Here is a 24,170-nt window from a genome sequence, read left to right as displayed (position 1 = left end):
CTAGGAGGTCTGCGGATTGGAGAGTATGCGAGCCGCAGCCGCAAAGAACGGAAGTTTGCGACCGATGCCTTGTCGTGTGTTCAGTTTTTTCAGATGTAGGCGTTCTCAAACCGCTGTTTTTTCAGTGCGTCCCAACAGATCAAAATTCCGCCATTTGGTCTAATTTTAGTAACTCGTTTCTCTGGACAATCGTGGCAAACAAGAACCCCCAAGCACTGACCAAGTCAGAATTCCTGAAGGACAAACGACGGGCTACCGTGGAACGGATTGCCGCGGCGCGCCTGGCGTCGATGGGCGGTACGATGGCTGACGCCGTTGGCCAGAGCAATCGGCAACGGCTGGTCTGGTTGGGTTTACTGGCAATGCCGCTGCTTTTTCCGATCGCACTACCCGGCATGGCCTCCGTGGTTGGTGCTTTTTGCCTGTTGATCGCTTCCGGGCTGTGTATCGGTCAGCCGGTGCCCTTGCCGGGTTGGCTCGCCAACCGGGAGGTGAATGGTCGCGCCAGGATGCTGCTGAAAGGCATGATTAACCGGGGCATCAATATCATCGCGTCGTTGGGACGACCCCGCATGCTCCCCTTGAGCAACAAGCCGGCCCGAGTGCTGAACGGGTTAATGCTTTCCGCCGCAGGACTGTCGATGATGATTCCGGTCCCCATCATCAGCTTTGACAATGTACTGCCTGCGCTGGCCATCGTCTTGATCTCCTGGGGTCTGCGTCTCCGAGACGGCCTGATGCTGTTGGTCGGCTATCTGGTCACTCTGGCGGCTGTCGCGTCGGTCATGTTGCTCTGGTGGGGAGGCACCCTTGCCGCTACCGAATTACTCTCGCTGGCGGGACTCACTTCCAGTCGGTAATTGCAGGTACTTTAGCCGCTCCGGCGTCGTCGGAAAGTCATCAACCGGGAGTGAGAAAAGGGGCCAGGCTCAGGGCCAGGTTCGGTTTTCTCCAACGGTCACAGCATTTCACTGTGCAACCCTGTAATGTATCGATATGGCATGTTGCTCGGCTGGACCACACGGGGAACGATGTCCCAGGCCAGCGCCAGCGTGCTGAAGGCGCCTACCAGTAACGCTTCTGTCGTAGGCATAGCGAAGGGCTTGTCCATCCATCCTCCGATAAGCGCCTCTCCGATGATCGTGCCAACGGGCAACGCGAAGCCGGCTTTGATTCCGGATAGCCGAAACGGAAAGTGTGCCTCGCGGGCTACTTTGATCGCATCGGCGCAGGCACGATCGATCCGCTCTTTAGCGCTGCGTAACGCCAGATCTGTGTCGCCCTGCGCCCGCAGGTACAACTGTTCGATTTCAGTACGCAGGGCGATTAGCTCGTCGTATCTTCGGCACTTGAATTTCAGGATTTCCGCTAAGGGGACACTGACTTCTGGAATCGGAATGCAATTGAAAAGGCTGACGAGCAGGCCGCGAGCGGTCGTATCGCTTTCTGCGGTCCCCTCAAGCATCGATGACACATCATTGGCAAGCGCCCATGCGCCTGGCTCTACCGCATCAGCTTCCATGTATGTCAGCAAGTGCCTGATGGCGATACCAAGCAAGGGAGAAGGAAGACCGTTTTTCTCCGGGATACGTCCTCCCAGGGCGTTTACTCTCTGGCGCAAACCTTCCGTGGCAAGATCGGAGTAGATGCCAGAACCTTGAGGGCCTGAAAAGGGGCGTGGTTCCGGTTGAACTCGCACCGCGCCGGGGTAGCCGGGCCTTACCAAAACGCCGCTCGACTCCAAGTAGTCAACCGTCGTGGATTCCTCTTCATTCATTTGTGTCATCACATGTGGGCTTGGCCACGCGAGCCGGTCCCAAAACAGCAACGCACATCGCAAATTTTGCGGATCAAGGTATTTGCCGATCCGCCATGATCCGTTCTCTTGTTGCCGCGCAGGGGTGCTGATTACCAGCCCGCGCTGCCCTGGCGGCAACGCGAATCGTGAGTCTATTGGCTGCATGTTCGCGCCTCTGGGAGGAGGTTGAGTTGCGACAGCAAAACAACGACTAGTCGCACATAGCACCTGAGGATGTTACCGGCAGGTTCATCGAAGAAAAGGAAGAAAAAGGGGCCGGGCTCGGTTTTCTCGTCCTTTGCGAGCCGTGCGCTCAATGTAGGCAAAGGCTTCGGCCAGTAGTTCAAGTAGCTGTGACTTACCCGAACCATTGAGGCCGATCAGTGCAATGACGCCGTCGTTCGAGTCGGAGAAGTCGAAAGTCTGGCTTCGCAGGCCCTTGTATTCGCCGATTAACGCCAGACTGATCAGTTTGATGGCACTGCTTTCCTGCCCCGTCTGGTCTGCGGGGCGGTGGCGCGCTTGGTCGCGAGGCGTTTGAGCAGTTCGGCTGCGGGTTCGTCGGCGGGGTCCTGCGGCACCAGTTCGCCGCGGAAGGCCTTGGCGAGCAGAGCCGGGGTCAGTTGCTCGACCTGCTTGCGGGCGGTGGCGAGGCGCGCTTCAAGGCGGTCGGCGAAAGCGAACAGGACGTCGACGCGGCGGACGATTTCGTGTTGTTCTTGCATGGGAGGCAAGGGAAATTCCACTTCGCTAAATCTTCCTGCACCCAGATGGGCGATGTTAGTAGTAATAGTGCCCTCTGTTATGTAACGACCCGAGTGCATGTGATTCCGAAAAACCATCAAGGCGTAATCGGGCTTCACGTGCGAATACGCCTGAAACCTGATTAGTGTGTTTGTGAAACATGCCCCGGGTAGCTCTCCACGATACATAGCTGGGCGCCCGAGATACTCAGGGCTTTGCCCCTCGTTTAGCAGAATGTCACCGGGGTGGAGTTGATACCGTTCAAAGTCTTCGCCGGGGAAATCCATGGTCATTACGTCTGAAAAGTCGAGGCGGTCCTCAAAGACGTTCTGGACCCGCAAGTATGGGCGCATGCTCTCGCCGGAGTGAAACTTCGGTGAGCGCTGCCTCCCAAGCTGCACTTTTCCTGCGTCCTTTATTTTGCAGACGGTCCAACCGATGGGCTCGTCGCAAGAGGGCATGCAATTCGATGTCGCCTCTCTCCAGTCTTTAGTCAACCGCCCAGACGTTGCGGCCGCAAGAACGGATCGGCGGAAGCGTTTGAGTAGGGCCGGGAGGCGGTCGAGGCGGTCGCGGCAGGCATCCACCCGCGCCAGCACGCTGTCGAGTTTGTCGGCGATGCGTTTTTGTTCGGGGAGTGGCGCCAGCGGAATATCAAGGTCAAGTAAAACACCTTGGTTGAGGTTAATCATGGTCGAACCGACAGAGTCACCGATCAACGCTGCCACGGTTGCAGGTGCTGTCAAAAAGCGTTGCAGGTAGGCAGGCATTGCAGCCGGCGAGCATTTCACGACTACGGAGCCAGTACCACATATCCAATCTTGAGCGTGGCCCGGAACAACCGCACATCGGCCCATCTCGCCTCGGCGCCCCATGACAATATCGCCTTCATTTAGCCGGTATTCGGCAAGACCGGCAGCAATTGAGTGCGGTACGCTGACGTCGGTCGATGGAACGAGCCGTCCGCCTTTGATGTGCGTGGGATTGATGAGTGGTATGCCGCCGACGATGTAATCAGATTTATGCAACGCGCTACCAAAAGGCCCTGTCTTTAGCGAGGCGATGTCGCGCAATTTAAGAAAACTCCATCCATGCACAGCAGACATTAGGCGGCCACCTCTCCCAACTCCTTCAAAATCGCCTGCAATTCCGCCAGCGCGCCTTCCAGTTCGCCCATCGCTTCCTGCGCCAGCACCGCCGGTTCGGGCAGGTCGGCGGCGTCTTCGGCGCTATCGTCCTTGAGCCAGGCGATGTCCAGGCTGTCGGCGCGTTCGCGAATCCAGTCGCGGCTGAAGCAGCGGAAGCGGCCGGCTTCGCCCATATCGGTGCGCGGCGACTGGCCGAGCGGGTCGCTGCCGTAGGCGGCTTCGAAGTCGGCGAAGTGGGCGCGGGTGAAGGGCGTGCGTTTGCCGAAGCGCGGCATGTTGGCGCGCAGGTCGTAGACCCAGACGTTCCGGGTGCTGGCGGTGGCGTTCTCGGAAATTTTTTGCAGGAAGAGGACGTTGGTCTTGACGCCCTGCGCATAGAAGATGCCGGTCGGCAGGCGCAGCAGGGTGTGCAGCTTGCATTTGTCCATCAGCGCGCGGCGGATGTCGGCGCCCACGCCGGCTTCGAACAGCACGTTGTCGGGCAGCACCACGGCGGCGCGGCCGCCGTCCTTGAGGTGGCGGACGATATGCTGCAGGAAGGCGAGCTGCTTGTTGCTGGTGCTGTGCGTGAGGTCGTCGCGGGTTGGCCCGCCGCCGCCCTTGGCGGTGCCGAAGGGCGGATTGCTGAGGATGATGTCGCTCTTCGGCAGGCTGCTGCCGGCGCTGCCGAGCGTGTTGCCGAGATGCACGACGCCGGCATCGTCACCCTCCATGCCGTGCAGCAGGCAGTTCATCAGCGCCAGCCGGCGCGTGCCCGGCACCAGCTCCATACCGAGGAAGGCGTGGTTGCGCTGGAATCTGCGTTGCTTTTCCTTGAGGTCGTAGAGATTGTCGGTGCGCGCCTTGATGTAGGCGTCGGCGGCGATCAGAAAGCCGGCTGTGCCGGCCGCCGGGTCCTGCACGGTTTCGCCGGGTTGGGGCTGGATCAGCGTGACGATGCTGTCGATTAGCGGACGCGGGGTGAAGTACTGGCCGGCGCCGGACTTGGTTTCAGTGGCGTTCTTTTCGAGCAGGCCTTCGTAGAGGTCGCCGAGGCCGTCGCGCTGTGCCGAAAACCAGTCGATACCGTCGATGCTCTTGATTAGCTGTTCGAGGTGGCGCGGTTCCTTGAGCCGGGTCTGCGCGTCGGCATAGATCGCGGCGAGCAGCGGGTCGGTGCTCTTGGAGAGTTCGAGTAGCGTGCTGCGGTAGTGGTTGAGCAGGTTGATGCCGCTGAGTCGGGCGATGTCCGGCCAGCGCGCGCCCTCGGGCAGTTTGTGACCGGACATGACACCGCTCTGGGCGTTTTCGTGCTCCATCTTGATGAACAGCAGCAGGACCAGTTCGGTAACGTAGTCGGAATAGTTGATGCCGTCGTCGCGCAGCACGTCGCAGAGGTTCCAGAGTTTCTGGACGATTTCGTTGTTGCTCATGGGGGTGTCTTTCGATTTCTACCCATGCATATCCATGTCTATCGAAAACTCGCTAGACACCGCTATACATCGATACGGTTGGTTATAAGTCGGGGTGGAACCTGCGCTTTACGGCTCAGGCGGTTTCGACAACGCGCACGTCGAAGCTGACCTTGAGCCCGTTGCGGACCGCCGAAAAAATGGCGGCGAGGTTGTCCATGCTCGGATTGCCCTTCGGCGACAGCATGCGATGCAGGCTCTTGCTGGGTTTGTGCGTGAGTTGGGCGAGTTCCTCGAAGCCGATGGTGGCGTTGACCAGATCGCGCAGGACGAGCCGGGCGGCGTCGGGTTCGCCGCTCAGAAACAGCGTCGCCGCTTCGTCGAGCAGGGCCTTGGCAAACTCCGGATCGCGATGGACGCGATCGACCACGGTTTGTTTGAAGTTGCGGGTCAGCGTCATGGCTTCTTTCCTTTCCGGCCGGCGGCAAGGGCTTTCTTCCTCGCCTTGTATTCTTCATGCAGCGCGATCGACTGCTCGATGGCTTTCTGCTGGTCGCGTTTGGTGCTGCCGCCAAACAGGATGATCAATGCGTCGCCGTCATTTGCCAGATAGATGCGATAGCCCGGACCCCAGTCGATGACGCATTCGCCGATGCCGCGAAACCACTTGATACTTGAGGTGTTGCCCAGCTCCAGCCGTACCTTGGCGACGGTGATCTTGGCGGCGGCTTGGGCATCGAGGCTGTCGAACCACTTCTGGTACGGATTGCTGCCGTCTTCGCGAATGTATTCCTGAAGCTTGATGCTCATGTTGAAAGGTAACGTATAGGTTACTTATTGGCAAGCGCCGGATGTTGCTCGGGTGCCAAATGCCACCTTCAGGCCGCTTGCGGCCACAAGGCCTCGGCCAGCGTGTCGAGTACCGCGTCGAGCTTGCCGCCAAGGCGCACGTCGAGCTGTTTGGCGCCGCCGTCGGGGGCGAAGGCGCGGTTGACGAAATCGGTGTCGATCACGACTTCGTGGCCGAGCTGTTTGGCGAGGCGATCCAGCCACTTGCGCTGCATGGGCGTCCACGGGGTCAGCGCATAAATGCGCTCCATGGCCTGGGCGACGCGCTGCTCGAAGGGGATGAGCGCTTCGCCGAGCGCGGCCTGGCGGATATAGCCGACGATGCTGGCGGCGATTTCGTGGTTGGTCTTGTTGCGCCACGCCGTTTGCAGCCTGGCTTCGGCGTAGCCGTGCTGGTCGAGCAGCAGGCGCACTTCCTTGAGCTGCTGGCGCGAGAGGTCGCGCGGGCGATTGACCACCACGCCGAGCGCGACCGACTGGTTAAGCTGCTCGCGGATGAATCGGTTGAAGCTGTCGAGGTAGTCCTCGGGTTTGTTGTAGTTGCCGTAGTTCTGCTCGCGCACCTTGAATTCGTCTTTGTGCGTCGAGATTACCGGCATGTAGGCGCTGCCGACGAGCGCCTTCACTTCGTCGATTTGCTGCAGCAGTCCCGCCTGCTGGCGAATGAATTCAGCGGCGGCCTGGGGGCCGAGCTGCCGCAGGTGCCGGTGCAACTCGGCCGGGGGAACGTTCCAGTGTTGTTCGAGCTCGGCGAGGCGGGTTTTCAGGGCCGGCTTCTTTTCGGCCTGGTGCGTGGCATCGCGCAGCACGCGCATGAGTTTCTGGCTGATGGCGTCGAGCACGTCGTGGGCGTGGCTGGTGCCCATGCGGGTGCCTTGGGCTTCGAAGCTGGCCGGGTCGGCGAGCTCCCCGACCAGTTGTTGCAGCGTGACATTCGGATCTTTCACCAGCGGCTTCATGCTGCTGACGTCCTGCAGATCCTTGTAGAGGTCGACCGGGTCGTAGATCCTGAACACGGTCTTGCCGATCTCGTCGCAGCGGCGCGTGGCGCGGCCGATCATCTGCTCGTAGAGGATGCGCGAGCGGACCTTGCGCAGGAAAACGAGGTGGCCGATTTTCGGCACATCGATGCCGGTGGTCAGCAGATCGACGGTGATGGCGATGTTCGGATAACGCTCGTTCTTGTAGCGCTTGATCAGATCGCGGACCTTGTCCGACTTGCCGGTGATCTTGCGTACCGCCGCCTCGGCGTAGCTGTCGCCATGCAGCGCCTTGAAGGCGGTGTCGAGCAGGCGCTTGACCATGTCGGCGTGGAGGTCGGTGGCGCAGAAGATCATGGTCTTTTCTTCGCCGAAAGGGTCGAGCTCCTGTGCCAGCTGTTCGCAGATGACGCGGTTGAAGTCTTCGTTGATGACGCGGCGGTTGAAGGCTTCGACCTCGAAGTTGAGTTCGTCGTCGAGTTCGGACTGTTCGATTTCGCCGGTGCCGAGGTTGATCGCGCTGACCGTTTCGCCTTTTTCGAACCTGATGCCCTTTTGCGTGAGCAGGGTTTCATAACGAATCGGCGGCTCGTGGTCGATCAGCCAGTCGTCGGCCACGGCTTCGCGGTAGGAGTAGGTGTAGACCGGTTTGCCGAAGATCTCGGTGGTCTGCTTGGCCGGGGTCGCGGTGAGGCCGATTTTCACGGCGTCGAAGTAGTCCAGCACGCGGCGGTAGGTGGAGAGGTACTGCGCCTGATCGCGCACGACCATCTCGCCTTCGGTCATGTCCTGATCGAGGGTGTAGCCCCGGTGCGCTTCGTCGATGATGATGCAGTCGAAGTCGTCGATGCCGGGCGCCCGCTGGGTCAATTCATCAGACTGAAAAATGCGCTTGACCATGGCCTGCACGGTCGCCACCTGCACGCGGGTCTCGGCTTCGACGGCCATGTCGCCGAGCGTGGCGACGTTGTAGATTTTCGAGAGCGGCTGATTCTGTTCCAGCAAGGCCTCGTCGAAGTTTTCCAGCGCCTGGTCCCCCAGCGCGGTTCGGTCGACCAGAAAGAGAATGCGGCGGAAGCGCTCGGCCTTGAGCAGGCGGTACATCAGACCGATCACGACGCGCGTCTTGCCGGTGCCGGTGGCCATGGCAATCAGGCAGCGCGATTGCCCGGCGGCCAGCGCACTTTCGACGGCCTGGATGGCGAGCTCCTGATACTTGCGCAAACCCAGGTAGGCGAAGCCTTCTTCCTTGAGCAAGGCTTCGGCGGCGGTCTTGCTGCGCGTGAGCTGGTCGAGCAGTCCGGCCGGGGTGTGGAAGTCCATCAGCGGGCGGGCGAGGTTGGCCGGGCTGCGCACGTCGCGGAACCAGATGCCGCTCTGCTCCGCGAGCTGGGGCAGGTAGGGGCGGCTGTTGCCGGAATACACGAAGGGGACTTCGAAGGTCTGGCCTTGCGCATCGGGCCAGCCGGCAGCGCGGCCTTCCAGCTTCCAGGCCGGCTCGAAGTCGGCGAGTTGCCTGAATCCGGCGGCATAACGCTCGGCCTGCGGAATCTTGCCGGCGACGTTTTCGTTTTCGCGCTTGGCTTCAACCACGGCAATCGGCACCAGGCCGGCAAAAAGTACGTAATCGGCGGCTTGTTTGCCCGCTGTTGGCCATTCGGCGATCGCGCGGTTCTTGCCTTTGGCGGGGCGCGCGCCCTTGGCGTATGCGAGGCGCTGAGTATCGGCCTCCCAAGCGGCATCGATCAGCTGCTGATCGATCAGGATGCGGGTGAGTTCTTCGGAGAGTACGAGCTTCCTGGCCGCGCTCTGGGTGCTTTGGGCGATCTGCTGGGCGGCTTTTTGACTGTCTTCCAGTTGCGCTTGCAGTTCCTTGATGCGTGCTTCGAATCCTGCCCTGAGCGTGTCGACCAGGGCGCTTTGCTCTTCAGCCAGGGCAAGCGAGGCGGCCACGTCGGCCTCCATCTGCTTCGCCAGCGCCGCGTACTGCGCGGTCTCCTGCCGCATCAGTTCGGCGAGCTGCTGGTTGCTGTCGAGCGACTGGCTCTTGCCTGCGAGGTCGGCGCGCAGGCAAGCGATCTCGGCCTGAAGTGCTCGCAGGTGGACGCTAGGGTCTGCCGGCGGCACGAAAGGGCCGGGTTTGAAGCTGTTGCCCGCCCTGCCAAAGCTTTGATGAAACCAGATCGCCAGCGCACGGGCCACCCGGAGGCCGTCCATGGCTTCCTTGTGCAGGGTGCGGAACTGGTGCGTGGCCTTGTTGCCCTGAATGCGCAGGGTATGGAAGAGCCCGCGGATGGTCGGGTCGAGGTTGATTTCGCGGCCGAGCTTGAAGAGCAGGTCGGCCTGCTTGGTTTCGACGGTGAGCTCGATGCCGATGCGGGCCGCAATGTCCTGAGCGATGGCCTCGCCCAGCTGCCGCAGTTTGATCAGGGTTGTATTCGGGTCAGCAGCAAAGACCTGCTCAGCCGTGTTGGCCAATTGCAGGAAGACGGGATCGTGCTCGGCAAGGAAGGAGAAGTTGCTCGACGAATGCATTCTGGGGGTCGTGTTTTCGATGCACGACTTGCTTATGGCATCGATCGGAATGTAACCCAAAAGAAGCCCTGGAGCGGCGTCACATAACAATCTTTGCGGCAGATTTCTGGTGCCCGGTTGTCGCCGTGCCAAGGCCGCGAATCAATAAAAGGGGCCAGGCTCGGTTTTCCCGTCGGGCGCACGCGGCGACGCCATAGCGCGGAATTCAAGGCACAGATTGCGACGGTGTGCGGACAGCCTGGCGTGTCGATCGCCCCGGTGGCATAGGCCAACGGACTGAACGCCAATCTCGTTCGTCGCTGGGTGGTCGAGTACGAGGGCACCGGTCAAGCGGTGATCGCATCACCGGCGCCGGCGTCGCCGGAAAAGTCATCGCCCGCGTTCGTGCCGCTGGAGTTCGCCTCTGCGCCCGTTCCCGCAGGTGACATCCGAACTCGGTACGCTCGGATGTCCCAAAGCCAAAGAACTGCTTCTGCTGCTAGAGGCCGCTCACAGCGCGAGCGCGGGCTGGGAGCTGCTTGCCTGGATAGGTGGATATTCCCCGTAACCATCCGGCCAAGGGGTAAGAATCTCGAATCCGTCCTCGGTCACTACCACCATGTGCTCCCACTGAGCTGACAGCGAACGATCTTTGGTGACCACGGTCCAGCCATCGGGCAGTTCCCTGGTTTCCGGTCGCCCCGCGTTGATCATGGGCTCGATGGTGAAGACCATGCCCGGCTCGAGGGTGAGCCCGGCCCCGGGGCGGCCGTAGTGAAGCACCTGCGGCGCGTCGTGGTACACGTCGCCGATTCCATGGCCGCAATATTCGCGCACGACGCCGAAGCCTTCCCGCTGGGCTACGGTCTGGATGGCGTAGCCGACGTCACCGAGTGTCGCCCCGGGCCGGACGGCCAGGATGCCGGCGCGCATCGCTTCGTAGGTCGTGCGGACGAGTCGCTTCGCGAGGATGCCCGGCTTGCCGACGAAGTACATGCGGCTACTGTCGCCGAACCAGCCATCCTTGATCACTGCGACGTCGATGTTGAGGATGTCTCCGCTGTTCAGCCGCTTCGAGGAAGGGATGCCATGGCAGACGACGTGGTTGGCCGAGGCGCAAATCGTCTTCGGGTAACCGTGATAGCCGATGTTGGCGGGAATCGCCTGCTGCACGTTGACGATGTAGTCGTGGCAGAGCCGGTCCAGCTCGTCTGTCGTCACGCCCGGCCGGACGTGTTCCGCAATCATGTGGAGCACATCGGCCGCCAAGCCGCCGGCACGCCGGGCCATGGCGATCTCGGCCTGTGACCGGATCGCGACCTGATCTTTCTTTCCCATCAGGCCACCTTGCTCAAACTGGTAACCGGAGCCGGGGTGCCGATGGCGGCCTGAATGCCCTCATCCTGGATCAGCAGGTGGCAGATCTGGCTGTAGCTGAGGCTTGGATTCAGTTCGGCGAGCATGCCGACCCGAAGCCAATGTTCGGCCTGGGCGTTGATGGACCGGCTCAGCGCCCCGCTGGTATGCCGCAGTGCTTCATGCATCTGTTCAGAGATTTTGACGATTCCCACAACGCTGCCCTATGTACGGTTTGTATACGGTCCGTATATTAACACCGCCTGGGGCTGGCTCCAGACCCTTTCCCCGCCGGTCAGGACGCGTGAAGTGATTCGCGGTCATGAAAATTTGTGCACCGCACCGTGACGCTTTTGTAAGGCGAAACCCGTCGATGGACAAAAGTGTCAGTGGGGAATTTCACCCAATTGGTGCGAAATTTTACCCAACGCCACAAAAACAACGACTTACGGCGTATGGCACGGCGGGTGCATTAGTAGGCCTGAGGGCGGCATAAAAGAGTTTGATTGATCGCCCCAAGTGACGAAAACGTCAGCCCCCGTCCAGTGGCGAGAAACGACCCCGAGACGCAAGGGCAGGCGAGTCAGAGTCCCACCCATAAAGGAGACAAGAGACATGGCAATGACAGGTGTACTTCGCCCCGGTCACGCGCAGGTTCGGGTACTGAATCTGGAAGAGAGCGTACGTTTCTACCGCGACGTGCTCGGGCTGGTCGAGACTGGCCGTGACGTGCAGGGTCGGGTGTATTTCAAATGCTGGGACGAGCGCGATCACGCCAGCTATGTGATCCGCGAGGCCGATAGTGCCGGCCTCGACTTCTTCGCCTTCAAGGTGCTCGACAAGGCCACGCTGGACAAGCTCGACGCCGACCTGCAGGCGTACGGCCTGAAGACCGAGCGCATCCCCGCGGGTGAGATGCTGGCGACGGGCGAGCGCGTGCGCTTCGAGCTGCCGTCGGGTCACGTGATGGAGCTGTACGCGGAAAAGACCGCCGTCGGCAACGGGCTGGGCGTCGTCAATCCGGCGCCGTGGGGCCCCCAGCGCGAGCACGGCATCGGTCCGGTGCGCCTCGACCATGCGCTGCTGTACGGTCCGAACGTGGCCGAGGTGCAGAAGATCTTCACCGAGGTGTTGGGCTTCTACCTCGTCGAGCGCGTGCTGACGCCGGACGGCGAAAACAACGCGGCGATCTGGCTGTCGTGCTCGCACAAGGTGCATGACATCGCTTTCGCCGAGTATCCGGAGAAGGGCAAGCTGCACCACTGCTCCTTCCTGATGGAGACGTGGGAGCAGGTGCTGCGCGCGGGCGACATCATGTCGATGAACAAGGTCGCGGTGGACATCGGCCCGACCCGTCACGGCGTTACGCGGGGATGCACGATCTACGCGTGGGATCCGTCCGGCAACCGCTTCGAGACCTTCATGGGCGGCTACCAGCCCTATCCGGACAACACCGAGCCGCTGACCTGGACCTTCGACAACTTCGGCCAGGGTCTCGACTACCCGCAGCGCAAGCTCCACGAAACCTTCCTCACCGTCGTGACCTGAGCGGAGTGCGAGCGATGAGCGACCTTAGGGCTCCCGCCGGCTTCGATACCACGCGCCGCTTCGTGCGCGTCACCGGAGAACGGTCCAGCGGCTTCGTCGAATTCGATTTCGCTGTCGGCGAGCCCGAGCTCGCCGTCGAAATGATCCTGCCCCGCGAGGCCTTCGCCGAGTTCTGCGAACGCAACGCGGTCGAGATCCTTCCCCCGGTGGCCGAAGCCGACTCGACGGACGCCTCGACCGACGACTCGAAAGAGCCGAGCGACTGGGACTGGCGGCTCGCCGACGCAACCCGCACCCGCTTCAGATAAACGGACAACCGCGCTCCCGCCGTGGAGCGCGCTTCAGGAGACATACATGCAGATCGACCTCCGCACGGTGAGCATCCAGCCGCTGCGCCAGACTTTCGACCACCTGGCCCGCCGCTTCGGCGACAAGCCGGCGTCGCGCTACCAGGAAGGCAGCTACGACATCCAGGCCGCCGAGAACCTGCACTACAAGCCGACCTGGGATCCCGACCAGGAGCTCTACGACGCCAAGATCACCAAGATCGTGATGCAGGACTGGTACGCGCTGAAGGATCCGCGCCAGTTCTACTACAGCACCTACACGCTGGCGCGCGCCCGCCAGCAGGACGCGACCGAATCCAACTTTTCGTTCGTCGAGTCGCGCGGACTCGCCGACATGCTGCCGCCGGCGGTGCGCGAGACGGCGCTGAAGCTGCTGGTGCCGCTGCGTCACGCCGCCTGGGGCGCAAACCAGAACAACACGCTGATCTGCGGCTACGGCTACAGCACCATCTTCACGCAGCCGTGCATGTACCACGCGATGGACAACCTCGGCATCGCGCAATACCTGTCGCGCCTCGGGCTGCTGCTGGGCGACACCGAGGCGCTGGACGACGCCAAGGCCGCATGGCTGGAAGGCTCCGCGTGGCAGCCGCTGCGCCGCTACGTCGAGGACACGCTGGTGCTGCGCGACCCGTTCGAGGCGTTCGTCGCGCAGAACGTCGCGCTCGATGGCCTGCTGTACCCGCTGGTGTACGCCCGCATCGTTGATGACACCCTCTCGGCGCAGGGCGGCTCGGCCGTCGCGATGCTCACGCAGTTCATGACCGACTGGTTCGACGAGACGAGGAAGTGGGTCGATGCCGTGCTGAAGGTCGCCGCAGCCGAGTCCGACAACAACCGCGCGGTGCTGCAGGACTGGATCCGCGCGTGGAGCACCCGTGCCGCGTCGGCGCTGCTGCCCGTCGTGGAAATCGCGCTCGGCGCACAAGCCGACGATGCCGTCGGCGAGCAGCTCGCGGACTTCCGCGCGCGCATCCAGAAAACCGGCATCACGCTCTGAGAGGCCCCGTATGTCCACCGTATTCATCGCCCTGCAGGCCAACGAAGAAACCCGCCCGATCATCGAGGCAATCGAGATCGACAACCCCCTGGCGGTCGTTAATCGCCAGCCCGCGATGGTGAAGATCGACGCGCCGAACCGGCTGGTGATCCGCAAGGAAACGATCGAGGAGCAGATCGGCCGCGAGTTCGACCTCCAGGAACTGCACATCAACCTGATCACGCTCGGCGGCAACGTCACCGAGGACGAAGACTCGCTCACGCTGAGCTGGGCCGAGTAATCGGACCCATAAGGAGACTGACATGGATATGAAAGTTGCGAAGAAGAAGCTCGGCCTGAAGGAGAAGTACCGGCTGATGACGCGCGATCTCGGCTGGGAGCCGACCTACCGCGCCAAGGACGAGGTGTTCCCCTACGTGAATTACGAGGGGATCAAGGTGCATGACTGGGACAAGTGGGAAGACCCGTTCCGGCTGACGATGGATTCGTACTGGAAGTACCAGGCCGAGAAGGAGCGCAAGTTCTACGCGATCATCGACGCGCATGCGCAGAACAACGGCCACCTGAACATCACCGATGCGCGCTACCTGTCGGCGCTGAAGATCTTCCTGCAGGCGATCAGCCCGGGCGAATATGCCGCGCACAAGGGCTTCGCCCGCGTCGGCCGCGAGTTCCCGGGTGTCGGCACGCAGGTGGCCTGCCAGATGCAGGCGATCGACGAGATCCGCCACGCGCAGACGCAGATCCACGCGCTGTCGAACTACAACAAGTACTACGACGGCTTCCATGCCTTCGCCGATGCGCGCGACCGCATCTGGTATACGTCCGTGGCACGTTCGTTCTTCGACGACGCGATGTCGGCCGGCCCGTTCGAATTCATGATCGCGATCGGCTTCTCGTTCGAGTACGTGCTGACCAACCTGCTGTTCGTGCCCTTCATGTCGGGCGCGGCCTACAACGGCGACATGGCGACGGTGACCTTCGGCTTCTCGGCGCAGTCGGACGAAGCGCGCCACATGACGCTGGGCCTCGAGTGCATCAAGTTCATGCTCGAGCAGGATCCGGACAACCTGCCGATCGTGCAGGGCTGGCTCGACAAGTGGTTCTGGCGCGGCTTCCGTGTGCTCGGCCTCGTCTCGACCATGATGGATTACATGCTGCCCAAGCGCGTGATGTCGTGGCGCGAGGCGTGGGAGATCTACGGCGTCGAGAACGGCGGCGCGCTGTTCAAGGATCTGGCGCGCTACGGCATCCGCCCGCCCAAGGGCTGGGACGACGCCGAGAAGGCCATCGACCACATGTCGCACCAGTTCATGCTGGGGCTGTACCAGTGGAGCTTCGGCACGTCCTTCCACTCGTGGATTCCGTCCGACGAGGACATGGACTGGCTGTCGGCGAAGTACCCGACGACCTTCGACAAGTACTACCGCCCGCGCTGGGATCACATCCGCAAGCTCGCCGCCGCCGGCACGCCGTTCAAGAACTTCGGCCTGGCGAAGCTGTGCCAGACCTGCCAGCTGCCGGTGGTGTTCACCGAGCCGGACGACGCGACGATGTCCTGCCATCGCGAGACCGAATACAAGGGCGAGAAGTACCACTTCTGCTCGGACGGCTGCCAGCACATCTTCGACAACGAGCCCGAGAAATACGTGCAGGCGTGGCTGCCGATGCCGTCGCTGTTCCAGGAGCTCAACGGCGACATCGGCGCCTGGATGAACTGGGTGGGCCTGCGCGACGGCGAGGATAACGGCGACTTCGTAGGTTCGCGCGATCAGCGCAACTTCGACCAGTGGCGCGGGATGGCGACCTCGAACCTGTAAGCCGGACAAAAGCAGCGGGAGACGCGGCTGCGCCCGGCGCAGCCGCCCCCAGAGGAAAGGAGAGACAAGATGACCGTAACCGCAATCAAGGAATACGTCGGCGTGCCGCGCGACCGCGTCGAGAACTTCAACGGCAAGCAACTCGTGTACGTGAGCTGGGACCATCACCTGTTGTTCGCAGCGCCGTTCCTGCTGTGCCTGCCGCCGCAGACGAGCTTCCGCGAACTGGTCGAAGGGCCGCTCAGCGCGCTCGTGCAGCCTGACCCGGACGCCGCAGCGATCGACTGGACCAAGGTCGAGTGGCTGAAGTCGAATCAGCCGTGGACGCCGGACTTCGATCGCAGCCTGGTGGACAACGGCATCGGCCACAAGGACCAGATCCGCATGCGCACGCCCGGCCTCGCTTCGCTGTCGGCGGCTGCCTGAGGGGTCTGCCATGAGCTATGAGCTGACCATCGAACCGCTCGGCCAGACCATCGAGATCGAGGAAGGGCAGACGATACTCGACGCCGCGCTGCGCGCGGGCATCTACCTGCCGCATGCGTGCTGTCACGGCTTGTGCGCGACCTGCAAGGTGCAGGTCGTCGACGGCGAGGTCGAGCACGGCGAGGCATCGAGCTTCGCGCTGATGGACTTCGAGCGCGACGAGCAGAAGACGCTGGCGTGTTGCGCGACGGCGCAGAGCGACCTCGTGATCGAAGCCGAGATCGAGGAAGACCCGGACGCCGAGAACCTGCCGGTGCGCGACTTCGCCGGCACCGTGACCCGCATCGAAACGCTGACGCCGACGATCAAGGGCGTGTGGATCAAGCTCGATGATCCGGAAGGCATGCGCTTCCAGGCCGGGCAGTACATCAATCTGCAACTGCCGGACGGCATCGGCAGCCGGGCGTTCTCGGTCGCGAGTGCGCCGTCCGACGCGGGCGAGATCGAACTCAACATCCGCATCGTGCCGGGCGGGCAGGGCACCCGCTACGTGCACGAGACGCTGCGCGTCGGCGACCGCGCGAAGATCGCGGGCCCGTATGGCCGTTTCTTCGTGAAGAAGTCGGCGCAGGTGCCGGTCGTGTTCATGGGGGGCGGCTCGGGGCTTTCGAGCCCGCGTTCGATGATCCTCGACCTGCTCGCGGAAGGCTTCGAGCTGCCGATCACGCTGGTCTACGGCCAGCGCACGCGAGAGGAGCTGTACTACCACAAGGAGTTCCTCGCGCTGGCCGAGCAGCATCCGAACTTCCGCTACGTGCCGGCGCTTTCGCACGAACCTGAAGGGTCGGACTGGCAGGGGTTCCGCGGTTTCGTGCACGAGGCGGCGAAGAACCACTTCGACAACGACTTCCGCGGTCACAAGGCCTACCTGTGCGGGCCACCGCTGATGATCGATGCGTGCATCACGACGCTGATGCAGGGGCGGCTCTTCGAGCGCGACATCTATACGGAGAAGTTCATCTCCGCGGCTGATGCGCAGCAGGTGAGAAGTCCGCTGTTCAAGGCGATCTGAGTGATCGGCGGCAAGGGAAAAGCTCGCGACCGATGATCGGAGGCGGGCGTTCCCGCTCGCCCCGACGCGGACACAGATGTGAGCAAATCAATACCTTGGAGGTATTGAAATGCGCGAATAAAAGTATTGGACGGTATAGCTGGCCGTTCCCTAGACTGGTTTCCATGCCCGGCAAGTTGCAGACGATGCGGGCGGAATAACGGCTACAACGAGTGAGGGTGACCATGCGTCAGATTCAGAATTTCATCGGCGGCGAGTTCGTGGCCGCTGCGAGCGGCAAGCGCTTCGACAAGCGTTCGCCGCTCGACAACCGGGTGATCGCGTCGATCGCCGAGGCCGGCCAGGCCGAGGTCGATGCCGCGGTGAAGGCCGCGCGCAGCGCACTTCACGGCGAGTGGGGCGGGCTGACCACGGACCAGCGTGTCGAGCTGCTGTACGGCGTCGCCAACGAGATCACGCGCCGCTTCGAGGACTTCGTCGAGGCCGAGATGGCCGACACCGGCCAGCCGCGCCACGTCATGACGAACGTCTTCATCCCGCGCGGGGCGGCGAATTTCAAGGTGTTCGCCGACGTCGTCAAGAACGTGCCGACCGAAGCCTTCCAGATGGCGACGCCGGACGGACGCGGCGCGCTGAACTACGGCATCCGCGTGCCGAAGGGCGTCATCGGGGTCGTCTGCCCGTGGAACGCACCCTTCCTGCTGATGACGTGGAAGGTCGGTCCGGCGCTCGCCTGCGGCAACACGGTCATCGTGAAGCCGTCGGAGGAAGCGCCGAACACCGCCACCTTGCTGGGCGAGGTGATGAATGCCGTCGGCGTGCCGAAGGGCGTCTATAACGTCGTGAATGGCTTCGGGCCGGATTCGGCGGGCGAGTTCCTGACCCGTCATCCCGGAGTCGATGCGATCACCTTCACCGGCGAAACCCGCACCGGCACGGCGATCATGAAGGCGGCGTCGGAGGGGATGCGCGACGTGTCCTTCGAGCTCGGCGGCAAGAACGCCGGCATCGTGTTCGCGGACGCCGATTTCGATGCCGCGGTCGACGGCATCTTCCGCTCCGCGTTCCTGAACTCGGGCCAGGTGTGCCTCGGCACCGAGCGCGTGTATGTCGAGCGCCCGATCTTCGAGCGCTTCGTGCAGGCGCTCAAGGAGAAGGCCGAAGGCGTGAAGTTCGGCCGCCCGGACGACCACCACGCCGACTACGGCCCGCTGATCAGCCAGGAGCACCGCCAGAAGGTTCTCTCCTACTACCGCAAGGCGGTCGAGGAGGGCGCCACGGTCGTGACCGGTGGCGGCGTCCCGCAAATGCCGGGCGCACTCGCCGAAGGTGCGTGGGTGCAGCCGACGATCTGGACCGGCCTGCCGGAGACCGCATCGGTCGTGCGCGAGGAGATCTTCGGGCCGTGCTGCCACATCCGGCCGTTCGACAGCGAGAACGAAGTCGTCGCGCTGGCCAACGACACGGACTACGGCCTCTCGACGACGATCTGGACGACCAACCTCGCCCGTGCGCACCGCGTCGCCGCCCGCGTCGAGGTCGGCATCACCTGGATCAACAGCTGGTTCCTGCGCGACCTGCGCACCGCATTCGGCGGTTCCAAGCAATCGGGCATCGGCCGCGAGGGCGGCGTGCATTCGCTCGAGTTCTATACGGAAACGCGAAACATCTGCGTGAAGCTCTGAGGACGTCATGAACGAAGAAAAGATCAGGCAATACGGCGACGAACTCTACGAGTGCTTTGTCGCCCGCAAGACGGTGCCGCCGCTGCTCGAGCGCGAACCGGACATCACCCTCGACGACGCCTACCGTATCCAGCTGCGCTTCATCGAGCGCCGCGTGCAGGCGGGCGAGAGGATCGTCGGCAAGAAGATCGGCGTCACGAGCAAGCCGGTGCAGGATTTCCTCGGCGTGTTCCGGCCGGACTTCGGCCAGCTCACGTCCGGCATGGTGTACCAGGAAGGCGACATCATCGATCTGGGTACGCTGATCCAGCCGAAGGCCGAGGCGGAACTCGCGTTCGTGCTGAAGCACGACCTGAAGGGCCCGGGCGTGACCGCGATGGACGTGATCCGCGCGACCGACTACGTCGTGCCGTGCTTCGAGATCGTCGATTCGCGCATCAACGACTGGAAGATCCGCATCCAGGACACCGTCGCCGACAACGCCTCCTGCGGCGTGTATGTCCTCGGCAAGACCAAGGGCGACCCGCGGAAGCTCGACATCACGCTCGCCGGCATGGTGCTGGAGAAGAACGGCGAAGTGCATTCGACCGGTGTCGGCGCCGCGGTGCAGGGCTCGCCCGCCAATGCCGTGGCGTGGCTCGCCAATACGCTCGGGGAACTGGGCATTCCGTTCAAGGCCGGCGAGGTGATCCTCTCTGGCTCGCAGTCGGCCCTCGTGCCGGTCGTCGATGGCGACGAACTCGTGTGCACGGTCGGCGGCCTCGGCAGCTGCCGGGTGAAATTTTCCGGAAGGAGCGCGGTGAGCGCCCCCGCCCGGCCGCCCGAAGGGGGCGCTCTACCTCCCCCGGGGAGGATGTCGCGCAGCGACAGGAGGGTAGTGCAATGAGCGGCGAAGCCATCCAAAGCAATGAATTGACGCTGTCGCGCGAGGACATCGTGCGCCTGAGCGAGCGCGTCGAAGGCGCCCAGACGCGCGCCTACGCGATCCCCAAACTCACGGACGAGTACCCGGCCATGACGATCGCCGACGGCTACGCGGTGCAGACCGAACTGCGCCGGCGCTACCTCGCGGCGGGCCACCGGCTCGTCGGCTGGAAGGCCGGGCTGACGTCCAAGGCCAAGATGCAGCAGATGGGCGTGAATGTGCCGTCGATCGGCTTCCTCACCGACCGCATGGCGCGGCCCGAGAACTCCGCGATCTCCACCGCCGATCTGGTGCATCCGCGCGTCGAGTGCGAAGTCGCGTTCGTGATGAAGAAAGACCTGCACGGCCCGGGCTGCACCCGCGAGGACGTGCTCGACGCGACCGACTACGTGCTGCCGGCCGTCGAGATCATCGATTCGCGCTTTTCGGGCTTCAAGTTCGACCTCGCCAGCGTGATCGCCGACAACGGCTCGTCCGCACGCTTTGTCGGCGGTGGCCGGGCGCGTTACGTCGAGGAACTCGATCTTCGCACGCTCGGCGTCGTGATGGAAAAGAACGGCGAGATGGTCGCGATGGGCGCCTCGGCGGCCGTGCTGGGTCACCCGGCGGAGGCGATCGCGATGCTGGTGAACATCCTCGCCGACATGGGCGAACACCTGCCCGCCGGCAGCTTCGTCATGAGCGGCGGCATCACCGAGGCGATTCCCGTGAAGCCGGGCGACAGCGTCATCGCGCGCTTCCAGGAACTCGGCAGCGTGTCGATGCGCTTCGTCTGAACACCCTCCTGAACACTCCCAACTCCAATAAAACAGAGAGACCCATGCCAATCATCGAAATGCACCTTTCGCACGGGCGGACGGCCGAGCAGAAGCGCAAGGTCGCGTCCGCCGTAACCGAAGCCGTCATCCACGCGCTCGGCGTGAAGTCCGAAGCCGTGCGAATCCTGATTACCGAACACGCCAACGAAGAGTTCTTCGTTGCCGGCGAAACCCTGGCGGAGCGTGCCGAACGGCAACGCGTCGCCGCACTGCAGGAGCAAGCTCAATGAAGAAGATCAAGTGCGCATTGATCGGGTCCGGCAACATCGGCACCGACCTGATCTACAAGATCAAGCGCAGCCCGGTGCTGGAGCCGGTGTGGATGGTCGGCATCGACCCGACGTCGGAAGGCCTGGCGCGTGCCCGCGAGATGGGCCTGAAGACCACCGCGGAAGGCGTCGACGGCCTGCTGCCGCACGTGCTGGATGACGACATCCAGATCGCGTTCGACGCGACCAGCGCGTACGTGCATGCGGAGAACAGCCGCAAGCTCAACGAGCTCGGCGTGATGATGATCGACCTGACGCCGGCCGCGATCGGCCCGCTGTGCGTGCCGCCGGTGAACCTGCGCCAGCACGCCGACAAGCTCGAGATGAACGTGAACATGATCTCGTGCGCGGGCCAGGCGACGATCCCCATCGTGAACGCCGTGTCGCGCATCCAGAGCGTCGAGTACGCCGAGATCGTCGCGAGCCTCGCGTCGAAGTCGGTCGGCCCCGGCACGCGCGCGAACCTCGACGAGTTCACCTTTACGACCTCGAACGCGATCAAGGTCGTGGGCGGCGCGCGCCGCGGCAAGGCGCTCGCGATCATCAACCCGGCCGAGCCGCCGATGATCATGCGCAACACGATCTACTGCCTGACCGACGACGAACCGGATCACGCGCGCATCACCGAGTCGATCCTGCAGATGATCGGCGAAGTGCAGAAGTACGTGCCGGGCTACAAGCTCGTGAATGGCCCGATCTTCGACGGCAACAAGGTGTCCGTCTTCCTCGAAGTCGCCGGGCTCGGCGACTACCTGCCCAAATACGCCGGCAACCTCGACATCATGACCGCGGCCGCGACGCGCACCGCCGAGATGTTCGCCGAGGAAATCCTCGCCGGAAAGATCCAGTTGAAAGCCGTGGAGACCGCATGATGAGCCAGTCCAACACTTCCTCCAGCCTCAAGGGGCGCAAGGTCGTCCTGCACGACATGTGCCTGCGCGACGGCATGCACGCCAAGCGTGAGCAGATCAGCGTCGAGCAGATGGTGAAGGTCGCCACCGCCCTCGACGACGCCGGTATCCCCTACGTGCAGGTCACGCACGGCGCGGGCCTCGGCGGCAACTCGCTGCAGCACGGCTTCGCGCTCGCCACAAACGAGGAATACATTTCGGCGGTCGCGTCGAAGATGAAGCAGGCCAAGGTGTCGGTGCTGCTGATTCCGGGCCTCGGCACGATGAAGGAGCTGCAGTCCGCCTACGACGCCGGCGCGCGTAGCGTGCACGTGGCGACGCACTGCACCGAGGCCGACACCTCGCCGCAGCACATCGCCTATGCGCGCAAGCTCGGCATGGACACGACCGGCTTCCTGATGATGTCGCACCTCAACGACGCCGCCGGCATTGCGCAGCAGGGCAAGCTGATGGAGTCCTACGGCGCGCAGACCATCTACGTCACCGACTCGGCCGGCTACATGCTGCCCGATGACGTGAAGGCGCGCGTCGGTGCATTGCGGGAGGTGCTGAAGCCGGAAACCGAGATCGGCTTCCACGGCCATCACAACCTCGGCATGGGCATTGCGAACTCGATCGCCGCAATCGAAGCCGGCGCGAGCCGCATCGACGGTTCGGTCGCGGGCCTGGGCGCCGGCGCCGGCAACACGCCGCTGGAAGTCTTCGCGGCCGTGTGCGAGCGCATGGGCATCGTCACCGGCGTCGATCTCTTCAAGCTGATGGATGTCGCCGAGGACGTCATCGTGCCGATGATGGACCACATCGTCCGCGTCGACCGCGAATCGCTGACCCTGGGCTACGCGGGCGTGTATTCGACCTTCCTGCTGCATGCGAAGCGGGCGGCCGAGCGCTTCGGCGTGCCGGCGCGCGACATCCTGGTCGAGCTGGGCCGCCAGAAGATGATCGGCGGCCAGGAAGACATGATCCAGGACACCGCGATGACGATGGCGAAGGCGCGCGGCCTGCTGCAGGGTGCGGCGGCCTGAGTTCGGGCGATGACAGCCTTCGATCGTTGTGACGCGCTCGCCGTCGTCGTCGGTGCCACCGGCGACTTCGGCGGGGCGATCGTCGCGCGGCTGCTCGATGCCGGCCTCGGTGTCGTCGCCGTCGCGCGACGCGAGGACGCCTTGCGCGACCTCGCCGCGCGTCACCCCGGCGTGCGCGCCTGTGTCGCCGACATCGCAGGCGACACCGCGATCGACGCGATCGCCGCGATGGCGACGAAACCCGTACGCATGGTCGTGCACGGGCCGGGTGTCGCCGTTGCCGGCGGCATCCTGACGGCGCCGCCCGGGGCGCTCGCGGACGCCGTCAACATCAAGGTCGGCGGCATGTTGCGCCTTGTGCGCGCGGTCGATGCGCAATTGCAGCCCGGATCGCGTCTGGTCGGCATCGCCGGGCATTACGGGCTGGAGCCGACCGCGTATGCGGCAGCGGCGGGCGTCGCCAACGCGGCGCTGGTCAATGCGATGCGCCAGTTGAGCCTCGCCTACGGCGCGCGGGGCGTCACCGCGCACACCATCGCGCCCGGTCCGGCCGACACCGCGCGACTGCATCGTGTCGCGGCAGACCGGGCCACGCTGCGGGGCACGACCGTCGACGCGGTGCTCGACGAGATGCGTGCCGAATCGTCGCTCGGCGCGCTGGTCACGCCCGCGCAGGTCGCGTGGGCGGTAGGGTTGCTCCTCGCGCCCGAAGCCGATGCGATGACCGGTTCCACGCTGATGCTCGACGCCGGCCGCCGTCGCGGTCTGCCCTGAATCACCAGGAGATCGACAATGCCGATCCTGCACTTCCACCTCGTCGAGGGCCAGTACAGTGCCGAGCAGCACGAGCGCCTGCTGGTCGAGTCGAGCCACTTCTTCGCCGAAGTCCTGCGCTGCCCGCTCGATCGCGTGCGCGCCTTCATTCACCTTTACCGCCCCGACCTCGTCGCCGTTGCCGGCGTGCCCGTCAGCGTGGAAGCGAGGAGGGCGCCGTACTTCAGCTTCATCGTCATGGAAGGCCGTCCCGTCGAAGAGCGGCACCGCCTCCTCGCGGGCTTCACCGACATCGTCGTCGACACGTTGCGCGTCGAGCGCGAACTGGTGCGCGGCGGCATCGTCCCGGTGCAGCCGGAAAACTGGTCCATCGGCGGCGAACCCGGCAGCGTGAGGCGGCAGGCGGAAGTCGCCGCCCGCGCCGCAGCGGCGAACGCGACATGAAATTCGCCGTCACGATCGAGGATACTGGCGAGCGCTACGACTGCGCCGACGGGGAATCGCTGCTGGCGGGCATGGTTCGCCTGGGCCGGCGGGGCATTCCGGCCGGCTGCTGCGGCGGCGGCTGCGGCGTGTGCAAGATCGAGGTCACTGCGGGCGAATTCGAGGCCCGGGTGATGAGCAGGCAGCACGTGAGCGTCGTGGAACAGGCGCAAGGTCGCGTGCTGGCCTGTCGCGTGTATCCGCGCAGCGACATCTCACTGCGCGTGATCGGCAAGATGCAAAAGTGCGTGTGTCGCGGCACCAGCGATACGCGCAGGGAACACTGA

The 24,170-nt window shown here is 63.6% G+C and carries 25 protein-coding genes; 17 read left to right on the top strand and 8 right to left on the bottom strand.

The features are described from left to right. The first annotated feature begins 191 nt into the window (after positions 1-191). Positions 192-860: an exopolysaccharide biosynthesis protein gene (locus GPA25_RS01520; protein WP_343034795.1), complete on the top strand. Its 669-nt coding sequence runs from the start codon at positions 192-194 to the stop codon at positions 858-860. 98 nt (positions 861-958) lie between these two features. On the opposite strand, the gene GPA25_RS01515 is transcribed toward GPA25_RS01520, so the two are convergent. The 8 genes from GPA25_RS01515 to GPA25_RS01480 form a co-directional block, all read right to left on the bottom strand. After that, positions 959-1,963 (bottom strand): DUF6236 family protein, encoded by a 1,005-nt coding sequence (locus GPA25_RS01515; protein WP_169258585.1) that lies wholly within the window; start codon positions 1,961-1,963, stop codon positions 959-961. Between the two features lie 302 nt (positions 1,964-2,265). Further along, positions 2,266-3,648, bottom strand: a complete 1,383-nt coding sequence (locus tag GPA25_RS01510; RefSeq protein WP_281357673.1) for a restriction endonuclease subunit S — start codon at positions 3,646-3,648, stop codon at positions 2,266-2,268. Continuing rightward, positions 3,648-5,102 carry a class I SAM-dependent DNA methyltransferase gene (locus GPA25_RS01505; RefSeq protein WP_169258583.1) on the bottom strand — a complete coding sequence of 485 codons (1,455 nt, stop codon included), beginning with the start codon at positions 5,100-5,102 and terminating at the stop codon, positions 3,648-3,650. The genes GPA25_RS01510 and GPA25_RS01505 overlap by 1 nt, the downstream gene beginning before the upstream one ends. A 115-nt stretch (positions 5,103-5,217) precedes the next feature. Then, positions 5,218-5,541 carry a helix-turn-helix domain-containing transcriptional regulator gene (locus GPA25_RS01500; protein WP_169258582.1) on the bottom strand — a complete coding sequence of 108 codons (324 nt, stop codon included), beginning with the start codon at positions 5,539-5,541 and terminating at the stop codon, positions 5,218-5,220. After that, positions 5,538-5,891 carry a type II toxin-antitoxin system RelE/ParE family toxin gene (locus GPA25_RS01495; protein WP_169258581.1) on the bottom strand — a complete coding sequence of 118 codons (354 nt, stop codon included), beginning with the start codon at positions 5,889-5,891 and terminating at the stop codon, positions 5,538-5,540. The genes GPA25_RS01500 and GPA25_RS01495 overlap by 4 nt, the downstream gene beginning before the upstream one ends. Before the next feature lie 68 nt (positions 5,892-5,959). Further along, positions 5,960-9,445: a type I restriction-modification system endonuclease gene (gene hsdR / locus GPA25_RS01490; protein ID WP_169258580.1), complete on the bottom strand. Its 3,486-nt coding sequence runs from the start codon at positions 9,443-9,445 to the stop codon at positions 5,960-5,962. Positions 9,446-9,934: 489 nt separating this feature from the next. Further along, complete coding sequence (map, locus tag GPA25_RS01485) at positions 9,935-10,762, bottom strand: type I methionyl aminopeptidase (RefSeq protein WP_169258579.1); 828 nt, start codon at positions 10,760-10,762, stop codon at positions 9,935-9,937. Beyond that, positions 10,762-10,995 carry a TA system antitoxin ParD family protein gene (locus GPA25_RS01480; protein WP_169258578.1) on the bottom strand — a complete coding sequence of 78 codons (234 nt, stop codon included), beginning with the start codon at positions 10,993-10,995 and terminating at the stop codon, positions 10,762-10,764. The genes map and GPA25_RS01480 overlap by 1 nt, the downstream gene beginning before the upstream one ends. Before the next feature lie 400 nt (positions 10,996-11,395). Between GPA25_RS01480 and GPA25_RS01475 the strand changes: the two genes are divergently transcribed. From GPA25_RS01475 to GPA25_RS01400, 16 genes are all read left to right on the top strand, one after another. After that, the gene (locus tag GPA25_RS01475) at positions 11,396-12,328 is read left to right on the top strand and encodes a catechol 2,3-dioxygenase (RefSeq protein ID WP_169258577.1); all 933 of its coding nucleotides are present in this window, start codon (positions 11,396-11,398) and stop codon (positions 12,326-12,328) included. 14 nt (positions 12,329-12,342) lie between these two features. Next, entirely contained in the window at positions 12,343-12,636 is a 294-nt protein-coding gene (locus tag GPA25_RS01470) for a phenol hydroxylase subunit (RefSeq protein WP_169258576.1), read from the top strand. A gap of 46 nt (positions 12,637-12,682) precedes the next feature. Continuing rightward, positions 12,683-13,675 carry an aromatic/alkene monooxygenase hydroxylase subunit beta gene (locus GPA25_RS01465; protein WP_169258575.1) on the top strand — a complete coding sequence of 331 codons (993 nt, stop codon included), beginning with the start codon at positions 12,683-12,685 and terminating at the stop codon, positions 13,673-13,675. A gap of 10 nt (positions 13,676-13,685) precedes the next feature. Continuing rightward, complete coding sequence (locus GPA25_RS01460; protein WP_169258574.1) at positions 13,686-13,955, top strand: MmoB/DmpM family protein; 270 nt, start codon at positions 13,686-13,688, stop codon at positions 13,953-13,955. A gap of 22 nt (positions 13,956-13,977) precedes the next feature. Continuing rightward, positions 13,978-15,495 (top strand): aromatic/alkene/methane monooxygenase hydroxylase/oxygenase subunit alpha, encoded by a 1,518-nt coding sequence (locus GPA25_RS01455; protein WP_169258573.1) that lies wholly within the window; start codon positions 13,978-13,980, stop codon positions 15,493-15,495. A 69-nt stretch (positions 15,496-15,564) separates the two neighbouring features. Then, a complete protein-coding gene (locus GPA25_RS01450; RefSeq protein ID WP_169258572.1) occupies positions 15,565-15,921 on the top strand; it encodes a phenol hydroxylase subunit P4 in 357 nt (118 codons plus the stop codon). A gap of 10 nt (positions 15,922-15,931) precedes the next feature. Beyond that, positions 15,932-16,993 carry an NADH:ubiquinone reductase (Na(+)-transporting) subunit F gene (locus GPA25_RS01445; protein WP_169258571.1) on the top strand — a complete coding sequence of 354 codons (1,062 nt, stop codon included), beginning with the start codon at positions 15,932-15,934 and terminating at the stop codon, positions 16,991-16,993. 224 nt (positions 16,994-17,217) lie between these two features. After that, entirely contained in the window at positions 17,218-18,678 is a 1,461-nt protein-coding gene (locus GPA25_RS01440; protein WP_169258570.1) for a 2-hydroxymuconic semialdehyde dehydrogenase, read from the top strand. Positions 18,679-18,685: 7 nt separating this feature from the next. Next, entirely contained in the window at positions 18,686-19,564 is an 879-nt protein-coding gene (dmpE, locus tag GPA25_RS01435) for a 2-oxopent-4-enoate hydratase (RefSeq protein ID WP_169258569.1), read from the top strand. After that, entirely contained in the window at positions 19,561-20,379 is an 819-nt protein-coding gene (dmpH, locus tag GPA25_RS01430) for a 2-oxo-3-hexenedioate decarboxylase (RefSeq protein ID WP_169258568.1), read from the top strand. The genes dmpE and dmpH overlap by 4 nt, the downstream gene beginning before the upstream one ends. A 44-nt stretch (positions 20,380-20,423) precedes the next feature. Further along, positions 20,424-20,651, top strand: coding sequence for a tautomerase family protein (locus GPA25_RS01425; protein ID WP_169258567.1), 228 nt, complete (start codon positions 20,424-20,426; stop codon positions 20,649-20,651). Beyond that, positions 20,648-21,562 carry an acetaldehyde dehydrogenase (acetylating) gene (locus GPA25_RS01420; protein ID WP_169258566.1) on the top strand — a complete coding sequence of 305 codons (915 nt, stop codon included), beginning with the start codon at positions 20,648-20,650 and terminating at the stop codon, positions 21,560-21,562. Before GPA25_RS01425 ends, GPA25_RS01420 begins: the two co-directional genes overlap by 4 nt. Next, positions 21,562-22,626 (top strand): 4-hydroxy-2-oxovalerate aldolase, encoded by a 1,065-nt coding sequence (gene dmpG, locus GPA25_RS01415; RefSeq protein ID WP_169258711.1) that lies wholly within the window; start codon positions 21,562-21,564, stop codon positions 22,624-22,626. The genes GPA25_RS01420 and dmpG overlap by 1 nt, the downstream gene beginning before the upstream one ends. A gap of 9 nt (positions 22,627-22,635) precedes the next feature. Continuing rightward, a complete protein-coding gene (locus GPA25_RS01410; RefSeq protein ID WP_169258565.1) occupies positions 22,636-23,400 on the top strand; it encodes an SDR family NAD(P)-dependent oxidoreductase in 765 nt (254 codons plus the stop codon). Between the two features lie 18 nt (positions 23,401-23,418). Next, on the top strand, positions 23,419-23,844 hold the full coding sequence (locus GPA25_RS01405; RefSeq protein WP_169258564.1) for a tautomerase family protein: 426 nt from the start codon (positions 23,419-23,421) through the stop codon (positions 23,842-23,844). After that, positions 23,841-24,170, top strand: coding sequence for a 2Fe-2S iron-sulfur cluster-binding protein (locus GPA25_RS01400; protein ID WP_169258563.1), 330 nt, complete (start codon positions 23,841-23,843; stop codon positions 24,168-24,170). Before GPA25_RS01405 ends, GPA25_RS01400 begins: the two co-directional genes overlap by 4 nt.

This window comes from Aromatoleum diolicum (assembly GCF_012910955.1).
Lineage (GTDB): Bacteria > Pseudomonadota > Gammaproteobacteria > Burkholderiales > Rhodocyclaceae > Aromatoleum > Aromatoleum diolicum.
The sequence above is the reverse complement of the archived record's forward strand: the minus strand, read 5'-3'. Positions and strand labels throughout refer to the sequence as shown.